Annotated in this window: 10 protein-coding genes; 5 read left to right on the top strand and 5 right to left on the bottom strand. The window is 70.1% G+C overall.

What is annotated here, in order from left to right; all coding sequences use genetic code 11:
- Nucleotides 1-103 precede the first annotated feature (103 nt).
- Nucleotides 104-2,521, bottom strand: a complete 2,418-nt coding sequence (locus OOK40_RS34740; RefSeq protein ID WP_266489672.1) for a D-alanyl-D-alanine carboxypeptidase family protein — start codon at nt 2,519-2,521, stop codon at nt 104-106.
- Nucleotides 2,522-2,761: 240 nt separating this feature from the next.
- Here OOK40_RS34740 and OOK40_RS34735 point away from each other — a divergent pair, with 240 nt between their 5' ends.
- The 3 genes from OOK40_RS34735 (at nt 2,762) to OOK40_RS34725 (ending at nt 4,989) form a co-directional block, all read left to right on the top strand.
- Nucleotides 2,762-3,493 (top strand): GPP34 family phosphoprotein, encoded by a 732-nt coding sequence (locus tag OOK40_RS34735; RefSeq protein ID WP_266489671.1) that lies wholly within the window; start codon nt 2,762-2,764, stop codon nt 3,491-3,493.
- A 232-nt stretch (nt 3,494-3,725) separates the two neighbouring features.
- The gene (locus OOK40_RS34730; RefSeq protein WP_266489669.1) at nt 3,726-4,583 is read left to right on the top strand and encodes a helix-turn-helix transcriptional regulator; all 858 of its coding nucleotides are present in this window, start codon (nt 3,726-3,728) and stop codon (nt 4,581-4,583) included.
- Between the two features lie 196 nt (nt 4,584-4,779).
- Nucleotides 4,780-4,989 (top strand): DUF397 domain-containing protein, encoded by a 210-nt coding sequence (locus tag OOK40_RS34725; protein WP_266489668.1) that lies wholly within the window; start codon nt 4,780-4,782, stop codon nt 4,987-4,989.
- A 120-nt stretch (nt 4,990-5,109) separates the two neighbouring features.
- Here OOK40_RS34725 and OOK40_RS34720 read toward each other — a convergent pair whose 3' ends face one another.
- Entirely contained in the window at nt 5,110-5,949 is an 840-nt protein-coding gene (locus OOK40_RS34720) for a hypothetical protein (protein ID WP_266489667.1), read from the bottom strand.
- Nucleotides 5,950-6,030: 81 nt separating this feature from the next.
- Here OOK40_RS34720 and OOK40_RS34715 point away from each other — a divergent pair, with 81 nt between their 5' ends.
- Both OOK40_RS34715 and OOK40_RS34710 read left to right on the top strand, forming a co-directional pair.
- Nucleotides 6,031-6,813 carry an SDR family oxidoreductase gene (locus tag OOK40_RS34715; protein WP_266489666.1) on the top strand — a complete coding sequence of 261 codons (783 nt, stop codon included), beginning with the start codon at nt 6,031-6,033 and terminating at the stop codon, nt 6,811-6,813.
- 155 nt (nt 6,814-6,968) lie between these two features.
- Entirely contained in the window at nt 6,969-8,561 is a 1,593-nt protein-coding gene (locus OOK40_RS34710) for a sodium:solute symporter family protein (RefSeq protein WP_266489664.1), read from the top strand.
- A gap of 65 nt (nt 8,562-8,626) precedes the next feature.
- Here OOK40_RS34710 and OOK40_RS34705 read toward each other — a convergent pair whose 3' ends face one another.
- From OOK40_RS34705 to OOK40_RS34690, 3 genes are all read right to left on the bottom strand, one after another.
- Nucleotides 8,627-9,742 (bottom strand): ADP-ribosylglycohydrolase family protein, encoded by a 1,116-nt coding sequence (locus tag OOK40_RS34705; RefSeq protein ID WP_266489662.1) that lies wholly within the window; start codon nt 9,740-9,742, stop codon nt 8,627-8,629.
- 255 nt (nt 9,743-9,997) lie between these two features.
- Complete coding sequence (locus OOK40_RS35390) at nt 9,998-13,630, bottom strand: tetratricopeptide repeat protein (protein ID WP_323136146.1); 3,633 nt, start codon at nt 13,628-13,630, stop codon at nt 9,998-10,000.
- A gap of 12 nt (nt 13,631-13,642) precedes the next feature.
- Nucleotides 13,643-16,252 carry a bifunctional FO biosynthesis protein CofGH gene (locus OOK40_RS34690; protein WP_266489660.1) on the bottom strand — a complete coding sequence of 870 codons (2,610 nt, stop codon included), beginning with the start codon at nt 16,250-16,252 and terminating at the stop codon, nt 13,643-13,645.
- Between the last annotated feature and the right edge of the window lie 126 nt (nt 16,253-16,378).

Here is a 16,378-nt window from a genome sequence, read left to right as displayed (position 1 = left end):
CGTTGCGTCAGTCGCCGACGCTCCGCGTGGGCTCCTTCCTCCGACTTGCGATCGCACGCACCAGACCCCGCTCACTGATCCGGCCTGATCGACCGGACAGGACCTAGCCGAGCCGGGTCAGCTTGTCGCCGAATCCAGGTTCCGCCAGGTCCTGCTGGAGCGCGACCGGGGCGGTCACCTTGCCCGTGCCCGAACCGACCGAGACCTGGCCGACGACCGTGCCCGCCTTCGCGCTGTGCGGGATCTTGTTGCCGGCGTCGTCGATCGCGATCTGGACCTGGAGACCGGCCCAGCCGACCGCCTTGAGGTCCTTCGTGGCGACAACGGCCACCCGGCCGCCGAGGCCGTTCTCGATATGACCGACGACCTCACCCTTCTTGATGACGGTCGCGGATGTGACGCCCTCCTGGGCGGCCTTGATCAGCTGCAGGCTGTAGGTCTTGACCGCCAGCGTCAGCTTCTCGTGCAGCAGTGCCGCGTTCTGGGCGCCCATCACCGCGCCGACGATCCGGCGGTTCTTGCCGTCGACGATCGTGTTGGCGGTCCACAGGAGATTGCCTCCGGCCGGGGTGGACGAGCCGGTCTTGATGCCGCTCACGCCCGGCTCGAGGAGGATCGTGTTGTTGTTCTCGATCCGCCCTTCGATGCCCGGGATGGTGATGTTGGGCGTGTTGACGATGTCGCGGAAGATGTCGTTCTGCAGCACCGCCCTGGCCAGCTTGAGCTGGTCCTGCGGGGTGGACACGGTGGTGGCCTTCAGGCCGCTCGGGTCCGTGTAGGTGCTGTTGGTCATGCCGAGCTTCTTGGCGGCGTCATTCATCTTCTTGACGAACTCGGCCTCGGACTTCGAGTCCCAGCGGGCGAGGAGACGCGCGGCGTTGTTCCCGGACGGGATCATCAGCAGCTGAAGCATCTGCTTCTCGGTGAACTGCTGCCCCTTGGACACCTGCGCGGTCGACTCGTCCTCGATCTTGGACTCGTCCTCCGCCTGCTGATCGACGGTGATCTTCTCCCCGACCTGCTTCCCGGAGATCGGGTGCTCCTGGAGGATCACGTACGCCGTCATCGTCTTCGCGACGCTCGCGATCGGGGCGGGCTTCTGCGCGCCGTACGTGCCGATGCTGCCGACACCCTCGACCTCGACAGCGCCCTGGCCCTCGCCGGGCCACGGCATGTTCAGCTTTCCGCCCTTGAAGGTGAAGGCGGGCTCGGCGGAGAGCGAGAGCTTGGGGTCGGGGAGCGGACGGAAAGCCTGTACGACCGCAAAGATGATCAGGAGCAGGACGACGAGCGGCGTCCAGATCTTGATCCGCCGCATGACGGTGCGGACGGGGGTCTGGGGCGGCGGCGGGGTGTTCGTGAGCTCGGCGAGAAGATCGAGCGGCGGCAGCGGGGGCATGGGCTGCTGCTTGGTCCGCTCGGCCTCGGTGAGCGAGGCGGGCGCGGACTCCGATGCGCCTGCGTCAGGCTTGCTCGGGGCGCGCGGCGTCCGTACGTCCTCGGTCCGCAGCGGCACGAAGGTGCTGCTCCGCTCGGCGGGGGCCTCGGGGCGGGGTGCCGGGGACACCTTGAGCGCGGTGGTGGGCTGGTCGACGGCGGGCCGCCGGGGGGTCTTGAAGACGGCGGTGGCTTGATCGACAGGCGGCTTGGCCAGAGCGTTTGCTTCCGCGGATTCGGTGGGGGGTGGGGTGGCTTCGCCCTTGCCCTCACCCTCGTCCTTGCCCTCGTCGGAAGGCTTGGTGTCGGGCTTCACGGCGTCGGCCTCGGGCTCAGGCTCGGCCTCTGGCTCAGGGTCCGCGTCGGCCTCGGGCTGCACGTCCGGGGACGCGTCGGCCTCGTCGGCCGCCTCCTGCTCGGGCTCGGGCTCGGGCTCAGCGGGCGTGGACTTTGCGTCTGCGGACGCGTCCTCGTCGCCCTCAGGCGCCTCCTCGCGCTCCTCGGCATCCGGAACATCGACGTCCGCGTCTTCGGCGACCAGAGGGGCCTCCTCGTCCGCGTCCGCGGCAACCGGAGCCTTGTCCTCCTCCGCGTCATCCCGGGCGGGAGCCTCGTCCGCGTCCGACACCTCGGCGTCCGCGTCCTCCGCCACCGGGGTCTCGTCAGCGTCCGCATCGTCGGCGTCGGCAGCCGGAGCGGCCTGCGCGTCCGCGTCCGGCGCGTCGTCCGCGTCCTCCGCCACCGGGGTCTCGTCAGCGTCCGCATCGTCGGCGTCGGCAGCCGGAGCGGCCTGCGCGTCCGCGTCCGGCGCGTCGTCCCCGTCGCCGGCCACCCACGCCGCCACCGCGGCCCGCAGCCTCGCGTCGTTCTCCACGGAACCCGACTCCGTGCCCGGCTCGGCCTCCGGCTCGGACGCCGTCCGTTCCGCCGGCAGCTTGAAGACCGCCGTCGCCTGGTCCACCTGGGGAGCCGTCGCCCCCGGAGATGCCTGCCGGAACACGGCGAGGCGCGGGTCGCGCTCACCCGGAGTCGTCTCCCCCGACGACTTCCGCTGCTCCGACTTGTCGGGGGACTCGCCCGCCACCGTGCCTCCTCCATGAGTCTTGCGTCATGCGTTCTTGGGCCATACGTACGTACTCACAGGCATCCTCACGCGACAGCCCGTGTTGTCCGAACCATCTACCAGTGTCCTGTGTGAGAGCCCCGCTCCCGGGCCTAGACGAGAACGACATACCTGCCGGTTCCCTCAGAAAGCACCCAGGCGCTCTCGACAGACCAATGTGAGAGGGGTCACCCTGTCGTACATCCACGCGGGGAGGCATGGATGGGCAGGAGCCGCAGAACACTTCCGGAGGAGCTTCTGTTGCTCGCTCTGGACCCGGCCACGGGTACCACAGCGCAGCCGCAGTCGCTCGACCTCGGCCTGGCCGGAGCCCAGCTAGTAGAGCTGGCTCTGGCAGGACGGATAGCCCCAGACGGGGATCGTATCGCCGTGGTGATGCCACGGCCGACAGGAGATCCGACTTTGGACTCCGCACTGGAACTGCTGCGCAGACGCGGCAGTCCGGTACGGGCAGTTCACTGGATCGGCGGGCCCCGACTGGGGCTGCGCCAGATTTACCTCTCGCATCTGGAGCGGTGCGGCATGGTGCATGCCGTGGCGGGCCAGATGTGCGGAGTGCTGCCGACGACTCGCTACCAGGCGACGGACACGGCGATCAGCCGGGACATCAGGGCCCGGCTGGACAGTGCGATCCGCACCGGCGTACCGCCGGACCCGCGGACCGCGGCGCTCGCCGCACTGGCCCACGCGGTCGGACTCGGCAAGCACCTGTACCCCGGCAACGAGGGGCGTTCCTCGAGGTCCCGTCTGCGGGACCTCATCAGGCACGACCCGATGGGCGGCCTCGTGGCGCACGCCGTGATGGACGTCCAGAACGGTGTGGCCGCTCAGCCGCGCCGTAATCCCACCGCGGTGAACGGCACCAGGCAGCCGGCAGCCGTGGCAGCGATGCAACCGCGCCGCGGAACCATGGCCCGCGTCGCCTTGCACTGACACAGAAGCAGCAGCAAAGCACCACCCGTAAGACCGCCGCACCAAACCGCCGCACCGACGTCCCCACTGACCCGGTCCGGGAGCCGCACAGAACGCGCGGGGCAGCCTCATCGCTGCCCCGCGCGTTCGCGCATGACGCCTGTGTAGCCATTTCGCAGCGCAGCCACGACCATTGGTGGCAGTCTGCTGAGCGGTAGATACGCTCAGCTACGCAGCCGGAGGTGCAGTTTCCGTGGCGTCCAATGTCAACCCCACCGTCAGGCGACGCCGTTTGGGACAGGAGCTGCGCCGGCTCCGAGAGCTGAAGGGCATGACGGCCGAGGAGGTGGCGGAGCGTCTGCTCGTCTCCCAGTCGAAGATCAGCCGCCTGGAGAACGGCCGCCGATCCATCAGTCAGCGCGATGTCCGCGACCTGTGCGGAGTGTACGAGGTCGAGGACCACCGGATCGTCGACTCGCTGATGCAAATGGCCAAGGACTCCCGCCAGCAGGGCTGGTGGCACGCCTTCGGTGACATCCCGTACAGCGTCTACATCGGCCTGGAGACCGACGCGGCGAGTCTCCGGGTGTACGAATCACTGATCGTTCCCGGTCTGCTGCAGACGCGTGAGTACGCGCAGGCGGTGATCGAGGGGATGTGGCCCGAAGCCACGCCCAGCGAGATCGACAAACGCATCCAGATCCGCCTCAAGCGCCAGGATCGCCTGACGGACCCGGTCAACCCTCTCCGCTTCTGGGCGGTGATCGACGAGGCACTGCTGAGACGCGTCGTCGGCAATCGGCAGATCATGACTGACCAGCTCCTGCATCTCGCGCAGTTGAGTGAACAGCCGCACGTCACGCTGCAGGTACTGCCGTACGACGTCGGGGCGCATCCTGGCATGTACGGCAAGTTCGCCATCCTTGAGTTTCAGGAGGCGATGGACGCGAGCGTCGTCTACCTGGAGGGGGTCACCAGCGATCTCTACTTGGAGAAGGCCAACGACGTCCAGAGCTACGCCGTCATGTACGAGCACCTGCGAGCCAAGGCGCTGAGCGCCGAGCAATCCCGGGAGTTCATTCACAAAGTGGCGGAAAGCTGCAGCCCGTGATCAAGCAACAAGCTTAGGGGCGCGCACGATACACCCGCGCATCCTCAACTGAACAGATCTCGATGGAATATGCCATCCAGATGGGTGAACGCCGCATGTCTCCAATGATGTTGCGGCGTAGCGTCGCCCGCAGAGCCGCTGCCCTCAGCGGCTGGGCGCACAAGGCCCAACAACTGGCACAACCATCGGAGTCACCATGCTGATTCGGCACGATGCGCTGACGGAATGGACCAAGTCCTCGTACTCCGCCGTCAACGGAGACTGTGTGGAGGTCAAGGCAGAGAGCGCCGCCACAGTCGCGGTCCGCGATTCGAAGGAGCCCCGCAGGGGAGTCCTCGACTTCACCGCCGAGACGTGGTCGGCGTTCGTCCTTGACGTCAGCCGAACCACGCCGCGCGGTGCGTGACTTGAGCCGTACACGCACCTCTTAGCCACAGCCCGAGTCAAGCCCTCTCGACTGGTCCGCCGTCCTGGCCGAGGGGGCTGGTTGCTGTCCGGCCGCCCCGCGGGACACGCCCGCCCCGCCTCAGCGCAGTTGATCGACGTAGCGGTCGGTGCCGGGGACCGTGGGGATGAAGGGAGCCACGAGCTCCACCCGCCCGAGCCCCGATTCGACGACCGCCACGTCGAGGCCTGCGAATGCAGAGTCCCAGCGCTCCCTCGGGTCCTCCTCGAGGAACCACAGCAGCGTCAGCCGGGTGTCCACACCCTCGACCTGCTTCACATAGGTCATCCGGTCGCCGGGCAGTGGTGTCGGCCGGAAGACGGTCACCATCGCCGCGCACGATCCGGCAAGCCGCTTGGGCAGATGCTTCGTACGCAGCCACTCAAGGAGCTCCGCCCGCTGCTCGGGCCCCTCCGCGTCGATCACCTCGACGACCAGGCCCGCGTACGGATGGTCCAGCGCGTGATAGTCGCGCGGGCCGGCCGCCCCGTCCCGGTAGACCGTCGCCTCGTGGTCCTGGAAGGCCGTGAAGACGTGCGTACGGTCCTGGTAGACGCGGCCGTCCCGGTTGAGCCGCTTGTTGATCCCGACGGTCCACTTCATGTGGTCGGCGTAGCGTCCGTCGGTGATCCAGTACGTGGAGATGTAGCAGCCCGCGGTGACGGGCTGGGCGACGGCCGACTTCTCCGGGTAGCGCAGCAGTTGGAGGTCGCGCGTGGCGACCCAGCGCCGTCCCGCGTACATCCAGGGCATGGCCATCGCGCCCGCGTAGTAGTGGTCGTCCTCGTACCAGCGGTTGTACGCGTACTCATGGCCCGGTTGCGGTTCGACCATGGTGATCAGGGCGTGGCCGGGGCGCACCCCGTAGGGACCGACGCCCGCCAGCTCCGCGTACACCTCTGACCGAGTGTCCTCGCTCACGACGCTCCCCTTCCTTCCTCCGGTGGAGGCACCTACTCTGACGCCCCGTCAGAAGAACTGCCAGTGCCGGGAGGCGCCCAGATGCTGCTCCAGGGGAAGACCGTGATCGTCTCCGGCGTCGGGGCCGGGCTCGGCCATCAGATCGCCGCGACCGTCGTACGGGACGGGGGCAACGCGGTCCTCGGCGCCCGCACCGAGGCCCATCTCGCCAAGTCGGCGCGCGAGATGGACCCCGAGGGCTCACACACCGCCCACCGTGCCACGGACATCACCGACGAGGCGCAGTGCGAGGCGCTGGCCGCGCTCGCGCTGGAGCGTTTCGGGCGGATCGACGCGGTCGTCCATGTCGCCGCCTGGGACAGCTATTTCGGCGGGCTCGCGGACGCCGACTTCGAGACCTGGCGGGGGGTCATCGACGTGAATCTGCTGGGCACGCTGCGGATGACCCGGGCCTGCCTGCCGGGACTCAAGGAGCGCGGCGGCTCGGTCGTCATCATCGGGACGCAGTCGGCGGTGGCGGCGCCCTCACAGGTGTGGCAGGCGGCGTACGCGGCATCCAAGGGGGCGCTGACCTCGGCGATGTACTCGCTGGCGCGCGAGCTGGGCCCGGACCGGATCCGGGTCAACACGGTGCTGCCCGGCTGGATGTGGGGGCCGCCCGTGCAGGCGTACGTCCAGTTCACCGCGCACACCGAGGGGGTGCCGGAGGACGAGGTGCTCGCACGGCTCACCGAGCGGATGGCACTGCCGGAGCTGGCCACGGACGGCGATGTCGCACAGGCCGCGGCCTTTCTCGTATCCGACCGGGCCCGGGCGATCACGGGTCAGTCGCTGCTCGTCAACGCGGGTGAACTGATGCGGTAGCCGCCCTTTTTGACCCCTCCCTCAGTCACAGATGTGAATGGAGGTCATTAACTCGAACAATTTTACTTGCACTTGACCCCTCAGGTCGTTGTCGTGGCCGCGCGCATGGACACACCATGAACGGCGTTCACAAGGCGGACCCCAGGAGGGGGCACATGAACAGTCTCGACTGGACCGTGCTCACCGGATACTTCGGTGTGATGGTCGCGATCGGACTCTGGTCGCACAAGCGCGTCGACAACGTCAGCGACTTCTTCACCGCAGGCGGCAAGATGCCGTGGTGGCTGTCGGGCATCTCGCACCACATGTCCGGCTACAGCGCGGTGATGTTCACCGGTTACGCGGGCATCGCCTACAAGTACGGTGTCACGTCCTTCGTGACCTGGTCCCTCCCGATCGCCATCGGCATCTTCATCGGCGCCAAGCTCTTCGCGCCGCGGCTGAACCGCCTGCGCTCCAAGCTGCATGTCGCCTCGCCGCTGGAGTATCTGAAGAACCGCTACAACCTCAAGACCCAGCAGGCGCTGGCCTGGTCGGGCCTCCTGCTGAAGATCGTGGACGTGGGCGCCAAGTGGGCCGCGATCGCCACCCTGCTCTCCGTCTTCACCGGTCTCTCGCTCAACCAGGGCATCCTGATCACCGGCATCATCACCGGCATCTACTGCACGGTCGGCGGTCTGTGGGCCGACGCCCTGACCGAGCTGGGGCAGTTCATCATCCAGCTCTTCGCCGGACTCGCGATGCTCATCGCGGTCATGGGCAAACTGGACGGCTTCAGCACCCTGTGGACCATCTGGGACGAGCCGGAGCTCCAGGGGCACACGGACGCGACCGCCGGACCGTACACCGTGACGTTCCTGCTGGCGTTCCTCTTCATCAAGACCTTCGAGTACAACGGCGGCATGTGGAACCAGGCGCAGCGCTACATGGCGACCGCCAACGCCCGTGAGGCCACCCGCTCGGCGCGGCTCTCGGCGGTCCTGTGGGCCGTCTGGCCGCTGGTGCTGTTCTTCCCGATGTGGTGCGCACCGCTGCTCGTCGAGGCGAAGAAGCCGGACGCGTCCGACTCCTACGCGCTGATGACCGAGCAGTTGCTGCCCCACGGTCTGCTGGGCCTGGTCATCGTGGGCTTCTTCTCGCACACCATGGCGATGTGCTCCTCCGACGCCAACGCGATCGCCGCGGTCTTCACCCGGGACATCGCGCCGGTCATCTCCAAGAAGGCACGGAGCTGGACCGAGCGGGCCGGGCTGATCGCCGCGCGTCTGTCGACGATCTCCTTCCTGGCGCTGTCGATGGCGATCGCCACCCAGGTCAACTCGCCCACGTTCAAGGACATCATCACCGTCGTGATCAAGTGGGTGGCCGGACTGATGGGCCCGATCGCGATCCCGTTCATGCTCGGCCTGCTGCGTCCGTTCCGTAAGTCCGGACCGACGGCGGCGCTCACCAGCTGGGCAGCGGGCCTGATCGCCTTCTTCTTCCTCAACTACGAGATCGACGGCACCGCCAGGACCGATGTGGCCCTGCAGTACCAGGTCTCCGTACCGCTGGCGATCTCGCTCGTGCTCTACATCGTGATCGGCCTGGTCAAGCCGGAGGACACCCCCGAGCGTGACGCGGTCATCGCCCGGATCAACACGGACGACGACGGGCCGGAGGGTTCCGGGCTCGCCACGGCGAGCGTGCCGGCGCCGGCCGAGCCGGCCGAGGCGAAGGTGCTGGGCCGCGAGGGCGCGGACGGCTGACACGCCCGCCTGCGTCCCGCGTACCAGGGCCCGGCTCCCCAGGGGTGGAGCCGGGCCCTCGCGCGTCAGCTGCGGGGGTAGCGGGCCAGCCAGCCGGGCGAGGCGACCGTGGGGCCGTGCAGGGCCGGGCCCTGGGTCATCTCCATCGCGAAGTCGTCGGCGAGTTCGATGACGGTGGGGCGGCCCTCCAGCTCGGAGAGCCAGGCGGGCGGCAGGGCCGTCTCGCCGTGCAGGGCACCCAGCAGCGCGCCGGTGACGGAGCCGGTGGCCTCGGAGGGACCGTCGTGGTTGACGGCGAGCCGCAGGCCGTGCCGGATGTCCTCGCCGACGAGCGCGCAGTAGACGGCGATGGCGAGGGCGTCCTCGGCGTTGTCGCCCGCGCCGATCGAGGCGATCCTGGCCGGGCCCGGAATGCCCTGGCGTACGGTGCCGAGCGCCAGCTGGAGGGCGTCCGTGACGGGCTGGTGCCCCGGCCGCGCGGCCAGCAGGGCGAGGGCGCGCTGCACCGAGCCGTCGAGGGTCTCGCCCCGGGCCAGACCGTGCACGATGACGGCGAACGCTGCCGCCGAGAGATACGCGGTGGGGTGGCCGTGCGTCTGCGCCGCGCACTCCACGGCCAGCTGGCACACCAACTGCGGCTCCCAGCCCACGAGCAGCCCGAACGGCGCGGAGCGCACCAGCGCGCCTGCGTCGCACGCGGTCGGGTTCTTCGGCGCTTCGAGGGTGCCCATCGTCTCGTCGCCCAGCCCGACGAGGCATGCCCTGGGGGCGTTGCGGCGGGTGTAGAGCCACTCCTCGCGGGCGAGCCAGCCGTTGTCCTTGCGGCGTTCGTCGGGGCCCCAGTCGCGCTGGGTGGCGGCCCATCTCAGATAGGCGCGGTGCACATCGGTGGGCGGATGCCAGGCGCCGGTGTCACGGCGGACCTGGGCGCGTATGAGCCCGTCGACGGTGAACAGCGTCAGCTGGGTGACGGCGGTGACGGCCCCGCGGCGGCCGTGGGCGGGCACGAGGTCGGCGATGCCCTCGGGGCCGTGGCCCGCCCGTATCTCCTCCAGGGTCAGCGCCGAGACCCCGGCGCCGAGCGCGTCGCCGATGGCACCACCGAGCAGGGCACCGCGCACCCGGGCACGGAAGTCCTGCTGCTCGGCCCGGCCCCACACGGCAGTAGCTGCTGCGCTCACCCCGCGCCCCTCCCCTGGACGTCGAACTATGCCTGGCGAAGCACTGTAATCGACCGGACCAGATCACTTCAGGACCGGAAGGGAGCGCTGAGCGGTATGTGACCGTTAGGTCCTGTCCGGTCGATCAGGCCGGGCCCGGCAAGATCGGCCGGACAGGGCCTGGTCCCTCGAGCCGGTTTTGAGCAGCGTTCAGTGCGGGTTCCCGGCGGCGGCCCTGCAGCCGGAGTCACCGCGGGCGCCGAGGGCTCGTACGACTCAGCCTTCGCCCGCACCGGCCAGGGCGTCCCGTGCCGTCCTGACCCCGGCCAGCAGTTCCGCCAGCCGGTCCGTGTCCGCGCCCGGGCATTGGGCGAATTCGGCCAGGGTGTCCTTCAGATCGGCGAGCTCTCCCCACACAGGCCGCTCCGCGTGGACCCGCTCCAGCAACCGCCCGGTCTCGCCCCACTGCCCCAACGCACAGGACAGGACGAGCCGTTCACACAGGTCCCACGCGACGGGCGCCTGCGGGGCACGGTCGGTGTACTGCTCTTCGAGTTCTCGCCACAGCCCCTCCGCCTGCTGTGTGCCCGCCATCCGGCTCGCCGCCATCGCCAGGTGGAAGAGCCCCTCCTCCGCGTCAAGCGTCCGCAGCCGCTCGGCCGTCTCCCGCGCCTCCTCGAAACGGCCCAGGCGCCGCAGCGTCTCGGCGACGAGCGGCAGCTCGCTGTCCCGGTCTCCGGGGAGCAGGGAGTCGAGCGCCTCCATCGCCGCGGCCGGTCGGTCCAGGTAGAGACAGACAACCGCGCGACGCCCCTGTGTCCAGGCGGGGAAGTAACCCATGGCCGCACACTGGTCCAGGTCGGCCAGCGCCCGCCGCAGCAGACCCCTCGATGTCAGGGAACGCGCCCGCTGGGCCAGCGCCCAGCCGCGGTTCTTCTCGGTGGCGACGAGCCGGTCCAGATCGGCGAACCATCCCTCCTGGTCGCCGAGCCGCCCCCGGACCCACGCTCTGCGGACCCGTGCCCAGCCGTGTTCCGGGTCCAGCTCCAGAGTCCTGGTCCAGTCCGCCAGCGCCTCGTCGTAGCGCCGCGCGGACGTGCGGGCGGAAGCACGCCGGATCCAAGCCCCCGCCTCGGAGGTGTTCTCCACCGCCTCCTCGCAGCGGGCCCGCAGCTCGTCGGTCCCCCGCAATTCGTCGTAGGCGTCCTCACGCTCGGCCAGCACCCAGGCAGTCTTCGGCAGTAATTCGGCGGCCCGTTCAAGATCCGTCAGGGCCTCCGGCAGCCGCTTGGCGGCCAGCAGCACCTGGCCACGCAAGCCGATGGCCCACCCGTACTCCGGTCTCTGTGCGATGGCCCGGTCCAGATCGGCGAGCGCCTCCTCGTACCGCCCCGCACGGTGGTGCGCGTCCCCCCGCTCGGTCAGCGCGAACGAGGTGCCCTCACCCTGGCCGACCGCCCTGTCCAGATCCGCGAACTGCGCCTCCAGGTCCCCCAGCCGATGGTGGATGCCGGCCCGCTTCACCAGCGCCCAGCTGTAGTCGGGGTCGATCTCGAGGGCCCGGGTGTAGTCCGCCAGCGCCTGGTCGACGTGGCCGAGAGCCGCCCGGGCCGCGGCCCGGCTGCCCAGCGCCCAGGCGTACTCCGGGTCGATGCGCAGTGCCTGGTCCAGATCCTCGATCGCCTCCTCGAAGCGGCCGGCCTGCCTGTGGACATCGCCGCGTTCGCCCACCGCCCATGCCGATTCCGGGTCGACCTCCAGGGCCCGGTCCAGGTCGGCGACGGCCCCGGCGTCGTCACCGAGTGCCTGCCGTACCTCCGAGCGCCGGATCAGTGCCCACAGATACTCCTGGTCCAGCTCGATCGCCCGGTCGAGGTCCGCCAGCGCCTCCCTGCTCCGGTCCAGCAGATGCCTGGCGTGGCCGCGGGTGGCGAGCGCCCGCTCGTCGTCGGGTTCCATCGCGAGGACGCGGTCGCAGTCGGCGATCGCCTCCTCGTGGTGACCGAGCTGCCGATGGACCTCGCCGCGTTCCTGCAGGATCCACCCGGTGTCGGGGGAGTGGGTGTCCGCGCGGTTCAGGTCTTCCAGCGCACCTGCCGTGTCCCCCGCCGCCGCCTGGAGCACCATCGCCCGCCCGTAGTACGCCCGGGCGCAGGCAGGGTCGAGGGTGAGCGCCCGCTCGTAGTCGGAACTCGCGCTGCGGTACTGCTCGGCGAAGCGATGCAGCATGGCTCGTACGACCAGGGCCGCCACCTGATCCGCCGGGCCGAATCCGGCGCGCGTCAGCAGCAGACCGAGCAGCGCGGTGTCCCCGCGCTGCTCGTCCTCCAGCGCGGCCAGCACGTCCCGGCCCCACCTGCGCACCTCCTCGTCGTCGGCGTCCTCCCCCGCCTCGGCCAGCACCCGGGCCCAGCGCCGGGCCGTCGCCCCGCCCTGCTCGCACGCCTCCACGCCGTCTCGCAGCATCCCGGGCATCGCGGTGCGCGGCTGTGCGCACAGCCGGTGGTACCACTCCTCCAGGCGTGGCCCCCGCCAGCTCTCCTGTGCCCACAGTTCATCCGGCGCCACGCCCTCTGTCGCCGCCTCCCGCCTGTCGGCGAACGTCTGGGCCAGCCGGGTGTGCGCGGCGCTCCAGCGGCGCGGCGAACTGCCGCGCTGGAGCCGCAGCATGGGACCGCGTACGACGTCGTGATACTGGGCGCGACCCTGCCGCATGCTCACGAAGGGCAGCGCGCACAGCCATGTGAACACTCCGTCCGCAGACCCGTCCGACTGCCCCGGGCCCGGTTCCACCACCGCGCGCAGGATGTCCTCGTCGACCCTGCGCGGCAGCGCACACAGCTGTGCGGCGGCCTTGCGCGCCGGGTCAGGCTCCCACTTCAGGAACCGCTCCACCGCGGTGGCGCTCGGATCGTCCCCGGTGCCCGGATTCTCGGCGAGCGTGGAGACCAGCACCGGCAGCCGGCCGGAGATCCGCAGCACGTCCCGTACGACGTCCTCGTCCATCACGCCTTTCGCGGCGAGGAGTTGGCGTGCCTCCGACTCCGTGAAGGGCTCCAGCGGCAGATCGGTGACGATGTCCGCGTAATCGGCCCAGCAGCCGGGGTCGAGGCTGCCCTGGCCGGCGAGGGTGACGACGACGTTGGCGGGCAGGGTGCCGTATCGCTCGGTGGTGATCAGATCACGCAGCCAGCCGTCAAGGAACGTGCCGGTGCGTTCGTAGGTGTCGAAGAAGAGGACGATCCAGGGGCTGTCGGAAGCGACACGCTCCAGTTCGGCGATCAGAACCGGGGTGAGGATCCGCAGCGGGTCCATCACCAGCTGGACGTCCTCCTGATTGCGGAAGCGGGCGCTGAGCAACGCCTTGAGGCGGTCCGCGCCCTGGGCTATCTGCGCGGGTTCCACCCCGCCCGCCAGCGCCCCGACGCCCGGCAGCAGACCGAGGCCGACCAGTCCGGCCTGCGCAGCCACCATCGAGCCGGCGGACGGAGGCGGCGGCGCCCCGCCCGGAGCCGGCTCCGGCTCGGGTGTGGCCGACTCCGCTTCGTAGCGTCGCTGCCGGTAGGTCGCCAGCATCCGGTCCAGCGCCTTCAGGGGACTCCCCTGCTGCGCGAACTGGGCGCCGATCGCCGCCATCGCCTCCGGCACGCTGTTGACCGACTCGTCGAGCGTGGCGGTCAGCGCCTGACGCTCCCGCGCGGTGTGCTCCAGCTCGCGCACGAGCGAGGTCTTGCCGACGCCCGCGTTGCCGTGGATGTGGAAGACGAAACGGTGCCGCTCGTCCTCGACCGGGACATCGAAGTTCTCGCGAAACAGGGCCAGTTCGCCGCGTCTGCCGACGAACCCGGCGCGCCTGCGTCGCCTGATCAGCTCCTGCATCGACGGTCTCGCCCCAGCTCGCTGCGCCATGGGCCCAGTCTCTCAGCCCTGGTCGAGCACCGGCAGCAGCTCGGGCAGATGTCCGTCGGACGCGGTCGCGGCCCGCATGCGCTCGTCCGCCACCTCGCCGTACAGCGTCGTACGCGGCTTCGCCGGCCGCCCTGCCGCCTCGGCGATGGCGACGAGGTCCTTGATGGAGCGGTACGAGCCGTAACTGGAGCCCGCCATACGGGAGATGGTCTCCTCCATCAGCGTGCCGCCGAGGTCGTTGGCCCCGGAGCGGAGCATCTCGGCCGCGCCCTCGGCACCGAGCTTCACCCAGCTGGTCTGGATGTTGGTGATGTGGGGGTGGAGCAGCAGCCGGGCCATGGCGGTGACGGCGCGGTTGTCGCGCGCGGTCGGGCCCGGCCGCGCGATCCCCGCGAGGTAGACGGGCGCGTTGGTGTGGATGAAGGGCAGCGTCACGAACTCCGTGAAGCCTTGCCGCCCAGAATCCAACGCAGCCTGCTGGATACGGGCGAGGGTGCGCAGATGCCCGAGCCAGTGCCGGGGCTGGTCCACATGCCCGTACATCATGGTCGATGAGGACCGGATGCCCAGCTCATGCGCCGTGGTGACGACCTCGATCCAGGTGGCGGTGGGCAGCTTGCCCTTGGTGAGGATCCAGCGGACCTCGTCGTCCAGGATCTCCGCGGCGGTCCCGGGGATCGAGTCGAGCCCGGCTTCCTTGGCGGCGGTGAGCCATTCCCGGATCGACATCCCGGTGCGGGTCGCGCCGTTGACGACCTCCATCGGCGAGAAGGCATGCACATGCATGCCGGGAACTCTGGCCTTCACCGCCCGGGCGATGTCGAAGTACGCCGTGCCCGGCAGGTCGGGGTGGATGCCGCCCTGCATGCACACCTCGACGGCGCCGACCTCCCAGGCCTGCTCGGCGCGGTCGGCGACCTGGTCAAGAGAGAGCGTGTAGGCGTCGGCGTCGGTACGCCGCTGGGCGAAGGCGCAGAAGCGGCAGCCTGTGTAGCAGACGTTGGTGAAGTTGATGTTCCGCGTGACGATGTACGTGACGTCGTCGCCGACGACGGATCTGCGGAGTTCGTCGGCGATGCCCGTCAGTGCGTCCAGCGCGGGCCCGTCGGCGTGCAGGAGGGCGAGGGCTTCGTCGTCGGTGAGCCGGGTCGGATCGTCGGCGGCCTGCTTGAGGGCCGTCTTGACGTCGGCATCGATGCGGGAGGGCACCATGCCGGGCACGGCCGCCTCGCGCAGCGCCTCCCAGTCCCCGTACACCTCGTCGAAGTCGTCGCGCCGGTCGGCGGTCCGGCCTTCGGTGTCGATCGTCCGGTGCAGATCGGTGCGCCCGGTGGAGGTGAAGCCTTCGTCGGGCTCCTGCCACGCGTGCCCCACGACGGGGGCGTCCGGGTTCGCCAGCCCGGTCTCCGGATCGGCGAGCGCGCGCACGTGCGGCAGCAGCCTCGGGTCGAGCCAGGGCTCGCCGCGCTGCACGAACTCCGGGTAGACGCACAGGCGTTCTTCGAGCCGGAAGCCCGCCGCCGCCGAACGCTCGGCCAGTTCGTCGATCTGCGGCCAGGGCCGCTCGGGGTTCACATGGTCCGGCGTCAGCGGCGAGACCCCGCCCCAGTCGTCGATGCCCGCCTCGATGAGCCGCGCATACTCGCCCGCCACCAGGTTGGGCGGCGCCTGGAGACAGGCGGAGGGCCCCATGATGTGCCGGGCCACGGCGACGGTCGCGACCAGCTCGTCCAGCTCCGCGTCCGGCATCCCGCGCATCGCCGTGTCCGGCTTGGCGCGGAAGTTCTGCATGATCAGTTCCTGGATGCCGTGATACGCACGGGCGACGCGCCGCAGCGCGAACAGCGAGTCGGCGCGCTCCTCGTACGTCTCGCCGATCCCGATCAACAGCCCGCTCGTGAACGGCACGGAACTGCGTCCGGCATCCTCCAGCACCCGCAGCCGGACGGCGGGCTCCTTGTCGGGCGACCCGTAGTGAGGCCCGCCCGGCTCGCTCCACAGCCGCGTCGCCGTAGTCTCCAGCATCATGCCCATGCTCGGCGCCACGGGCTTCAGCCGCTGGAAGTCCGTCCAGGTCATGACGCCCGGGTTGAGATGCGGCAGCAGCCCGGTCTCCTCCAGGATGCGGATCGCCATGGCCCGTACGTACGCGATGGTGTCGTCGTACCCCTCGGCCTCCAGCCACTCCCGCGCCTCGGGCCAGCGGTCCTCGGGCTTGTCCCCGAGGGTGATCAGCGCTTCCTTGCAGCCCAGTTCGGCCCCGCGCCGGGCGATGTCCAGGACCTCGTCGGGCGACATGAACATCCCGTGCCCGGCCCGGCGCAGCTTCCCCGGCACCGTCGCGAAGGTGCAGTAGTGGCACTTGTCGCGGCACAGCCGGGTGAGCGGAATGAACACGCTCTTCGAGTACGTGATGACCCCGGGACGGCCCGCGGCCTCCAGCCCGGCGTCCCGCACACGCGCGGCAGAGGCACACAGATCGACGAGGTCGTCCCCGCGGGCCTGCAACAGCACGGCAGCCTCGGCGACGTCCAGCGCCACCCCGTCCCTGGCTCGCCTGAGGGCGCGGCGCATGGCGTTCTCGGTGGGGCGTCCGGGCCGTCCGTGCTGGTGATCCGTCATGGATCGAGCATACGAGCGCAGGCTGACAGGCCGCCCCGGGGCACCGAACCGGCCTGCGCCCTGAGTACCTGCGCCCAGGGCTCGTGGGGATCAGCACGCATGCGCGGCTCTCGGCCGGTGCATAGC

It is taken from the genome of Streptomyces sp. NBC_01481 (genome assembly GCF_026339995.1).
Taxonomy (GTDB): domain Bacteria; phylum Actinomycetota; class Actinomycetes; order Streptomycetales; family Streptomycetaceae; genus Streptomyces.
The sequence above is the reverse complement of the archived record's forward strand: the minus strand, read 5'-3'. Positions and strand labels throughout refer to the sequence as shown.

Coding starts and splice junctions, on each gene's coding strand:
- OOK40_RS34735 (WP_266489671.1), top strand. CDS start 2,762: ATGGGCAGGAGCCGCAGAACACTTCCGGAGGAGCTTCTGTTGCTCGCT.
- OOK40_RS34725 (WP_266489668.1), top strand. CDS start 4,780: ATGCTGATTCGGCACGATGCGCTGACGGAATGGACCAAGTCCTCGTAC.
- OOK40_RS34715 (WP_266489666.1), top strand. CDS start 6,031: ATGCTGCTCCAGGGGAAGACCGTGATCGTCTCCGGCGTCGGGGCCGGG.
- OOK40_RS34710 (WP_266489664.1), top strand. CDS start 6,969: ATGAACAGTCTCGACTGGACCGTGCTCACCGGATACTTCGGTGTGATG.
- OOK40_RS35390 (WP_323136146.1), bottom strand. CDS start 13,630: ATGGCGCAGCGAGCTGGGGCGAGACCGTCGATGCAGGAGCTGATCAGG.
- OOK40_RS34690 (WP_266489660.1), bottom strand. CDS start 16,252: ATGACGGATCACCAGCACGGACGGCCCGGACGCCCCACCGAGAACGCC.